This is a genomic window from Actinomycetota bacterium, assembly GCA_005774595.1.
Lineage (GTDB): Bacteria > Actinomycetota > Coriobacteriia > Anaerosomatales > D1FN1-002 > D1FN1-002.
In genome coordinates, this window is the sequence record VAUM01000196.1 from 1 (window position 1) to 3,669 (window position 3,669).

At 70.9% G+C, this 3,669-nt stretch carries 4 protein-coding genes; all 4 read right to left on the reverse strand.

Annotated elements, in window-relative coordinates; translation table 11 throughout:
- Positions 1–227, reverse strand: a 227-nt coding sequence (locus tag FDZ70_07730) for a hypothetical protein (GenBank protein TLM73392.1), incomplete at its 3' end; no start/stop codon positions are given.
- Between the two features lie 6 nt (positions 228–233).
- Entirely contained in the window at positions 234–920 is a 687-nt protein-coding gene (locus FDZ70_07735; GenBank protein TLM73393.1) for a response regulator transcription factor, read from the reverse strand.
- Positions 921–932: 12 nt separating this feature from the next.
- A complete protein-coding gene (locus FDZ70_07740) occupies positions 933–1,826 on the reverse strand; it encodes a hypothetical protein (GenBank protein TLM73394.1) in 894 nt (297 codons plus the stop codon).
- 38 nt (positions 1,827–1,864) lie between these two features.
- Positions 1,865–2,731, reverse strand: coding sequence for a hypothetical protein (locus FDZ70_07745; protein ID TLM73395.1), 867 nt, complete (start codon positions 2,729–2,731; stop codon positions 1,865–1,867).
- Positions 2,732–3,669 lie beyond the last annotated feature (938 nt).

The following is a 3,669-nucleotide window of genomic DNA, read 5'->3' on the forward strand; positions in this document are numbered from 1 at the left end:
GCGATGCACTGCTCGGACGGCGCTTCGCCCGCCGAGGCGTGCAGCGCAGCGAGTTCCCCGTCACCCGCCACCGGCGAGATCTCGTAGCGCAGCTCCCAGACCCAGGTGCCGAACACCGACAGCGAGGTCCGGCCTGCCGGCGACTCGGCGACCGCGGCTATGCCCGCGGCGGCCACGAGCATGACGGTCGCGGCGATGCGGTACCTCGCGCGGGCGGACAGCGGCATCTAGGGTCACTGCCCCCGCAGGCGGTACCCGAAGCCTCTCACCGTCAGGACGTACGCCGGGTCCCTGGGGTCGGGCTCGAGCTTCTCGCGGATGTTGTGGATGTGGACGTCGATCGCCCGCTCGTCCGCGATGGCGGGCTCGGCCGCCAGGGCCGCGATGATCTCCTCGCGCGAGAACGCCGTGCCCGGGTGCCTCGCGAGGTGGAGCAGGATGTCGTACTCGGTGCGCGTGAGGTGCGCCGGGACACCGCGCAGGGTGACCTCGCGCGACGCGGCGTCGATCCTCAACTCGCCGACCTCGATGACCGAGCGGTCGTCGGCACAGCCGGCGGCGCGGCGCAGGATCGCCTTGACGCGGCTGACGAGCTCGCGCGCCGAGAACGGCTTGGCGACGTAGTCGTCCGCCCCGAACTCGAGCCCGAGCACCCGGTCGACCTCGTCCGCGCGCGCCGACAGGATGATGATCGGGACGTTCGACGACGCGCGCAGGCCCCGCGCGACCTCGAGGCCGGAGCGGTCGGGCAGCGTCACGTCGAGGATGACGAGGTCGGGACGGGACGTCGCGAACGCCTCCTCGCCGGAGGCGGCATCCGCGGCGGTGACGACCTCGAAGCCCTCGGCGGTCAGCGCGCGGTCGACCACCTTGAGGCTCGGCGCCTCGGCATCGACGACCAGGATGCGCTGTGCGTTCATCGCGCCTCGTGCCTACCGGACCCGCTTGAGCGCCGGGTCGAAGTCGAGCGAGGGCACCTCGCCGTGGCAGCGGACGCAGAACGCGGCCTCGTGGCACGCCTCACAGTTGCGGTGCGTCGCGACGCGGTCGCGGTGCACGGTGCGCCAGTTCTTCACGTGGGACTTCGGCCGCCTCGTGTGGCAGTCGGCGCACCAGTCGTCGCGCCACTTGTGGCACTTCTCGCAGCCGTCGCCGGCGAGCCGCTCCGGGTGCGCGGTGCTCCAGTCGGCCGCACGATGGCTGGCCGGCGCGGCCTTGTCGGTATGGCACGCCGAGCAGGAGTCCTTTGCATGCACGCCGTCGTGGCAGGTCAGGCACGCCTCCATCGTCGGCTTGCCCGTGCCCGACGTGCCCTTGCTGTGCGCGAGTCCCGCGTGGCACCGGACGCACGGTATCCCGAGCACGTCCACGTGCGCGCGGTGCGGGATGTTCAGGTCGCCCGCGGGCGATACGGCCCGCAGCTCCATGTGGCACGACGAGCACGCCTCGGTCGTGGGCACCGGGAACTCGTCGAGCGTGTCGGGCCGCGTGATGATCGAGAGGTAGAACTCCCCGAGCATGCGCCCGACGAACCCGGTCTGGGCGAGTGCGCCCGGCGGCACGTGGCAGCTGCGGCAGGGCGCCTTGACGTGCTCCGACACCTGCCACGAGCGGTACTGCGCGTCGAGCTTCGGGTAGCGGCGCACGAACTCGGGGCGCGAGGCGAAGAACGCCGGGAGCCCGACGAACACCACGAGCGCGAGCGCCGCGGCCGCCGAGCGCACGATCACGCGCGTGCGCCGCGGCCCGCGGGCGAGCGCGCCGCGCAGCCGGGCGAAGGGGCCGCCTGGGGCGTTCTCGGTCGGGCTGTCGTGGTCCTCGGGCACGATCGCTCCTCGCGGCTATCGGCCGCTGCGCACATCGGTCAGTCGTGGCACTGCTTGCAGAACTTCGCGGAGTCGTGGCAGGCGTAGCAGCCCTTGCCGCGCTCCTTCGCCCGGTGCTGGTGGTCCTTCTTCCAGGTCGCCGTGTGCGACTCCGGGCGCTCGAGGTGGCAGTCCTTGCAGTAGTCGGGCGACCAGGAGTGGCACTCGTCGCAGTCGGTCTTCGTGGCCATGGCGCTGTGCACCTCGAGCCAGTCGCCGCGCTTGTGGTCGGCCGGCGCCTGCTTGCGGGTGTGGCACTTCACGCACTCGCGGGTGGCCTGCGTGCCGTCGTGACACGCCTTCAAGCACATCTCCATCTGCGGCCGGTTGAAGCCGTGCTCGTTCTTCGAGTGCACGAGGTCCTGATGACACCGCACGCAGTTCATGTCGAGCACCTCAACGTGCGCCTTGTGCGGGATCAGCAGGTCCCCGTCGGACGAGACCTCGCGATAGCCGGTGTGGCACTTCTGGCACGCCGCGCGACTCGGCGCGTTGAGTAGGTTCTCGGACCGAGGCCCGTTCACGATCTGCGAGTAGAACGCGGGGCCCGCCTTCGCGGCGAACGCGAGGAAGCCCTTCACACCCGGGTCGACGTGGCAGTCGGCGCAGGCGATGCGCGCGTGGGTCGAGGTGCGCCAGTCGTCCATCCGAGACTTCAGGTCCGGATAGCGCTCGTACGTGCCCGGCTGGAGCATGAAGTAGACCGGCAGCCCGAACGCGATCAGCACGCCCACGGCGAGGATGCTCTTCCACGGGACGTGCAGCGTGATGACGCGCCTGGGCGAAGGCGGGACCGCGGCCTGCCCGGCCTCGGACTGCGGTGCCGGCCCTCCGGCGCCGGGAGCGCTGTCGTCCGGGTCAGCCACCTAGCGCATCTCCTCGAACTGATCGTGGCACTCCTCGCACCAGTCCCTCTCGTGGCAGACGAGGCAGCGCGCTTCCTTGGCCGGGTTCTCGACGACCTCGTCGCCGTCCACGTCGGCCGCGAGCGTCTTGTGCTTGTTGAGCCAGGTGCTCTTCGCGCCGTGGAACTCGGGCCTGATCTCGTGGCACTCCTTGCACTCATCGAGCGACACGTGGCACGCGAGGCACACCTTCTGGTCGGGCAGGGCGACGTCGCCGTGCTTCTCGATCCAGTCCTTCTTGATGTGCTTGTCGTCGATCGCCTTCACGCTCGCCGTCACCAGGCGCGACTCGATCCTCGGCATCTGCCCGGTCGTATGGCACGTCACGCACTGGTCCACGGTGTGGCACTTCTCGAGGCAGCCGTTCTGTCCGCGCTCGCGCACCGTCTTCTCGTGCGTGGTGCGCCACGTGCGCTGCGCGTCGGTCAGCACGTGGTGGCAGGTGAAGCAGTCCGCGGGCTGCTTGGTGCCGACGTGGCAGCCGAAGGACGCGCACACCGCAGAGAACGGCATCTCCTTGTGGCGCTCGATGTACTCCTCCTCGTGCGCGGTCCACTTGTGGCAGTCCACGCACTCCCGCGGCTCGTCCGCCACGCGCAGGTGCGCCGGGTGCGGGATCTTCAGCGTCCGGGACGCCTCGTCGCTCCAGTCCTCGGAGTGGCAGCCGAGGCACGCCGCGCGCGTCGGGCGCTCGAGCCGGACGAACAGCGGGTCCGCCGGCTTGCGCACCAGGCCGCGGTAGAAGTCGCCGACGAGCGAGACCTCCTGCGCAAGGTCGCCGCGACGGTCGCCGTGGCAGTCCGTGCACGCGACGTCCTTGTGCGCCGACACCCGGAGCGACTCGGCGTTGTCCTCGAGCCCCGTGTAGCCGGCCAGGAAGCCGGGCTGCGCCGAGGCGA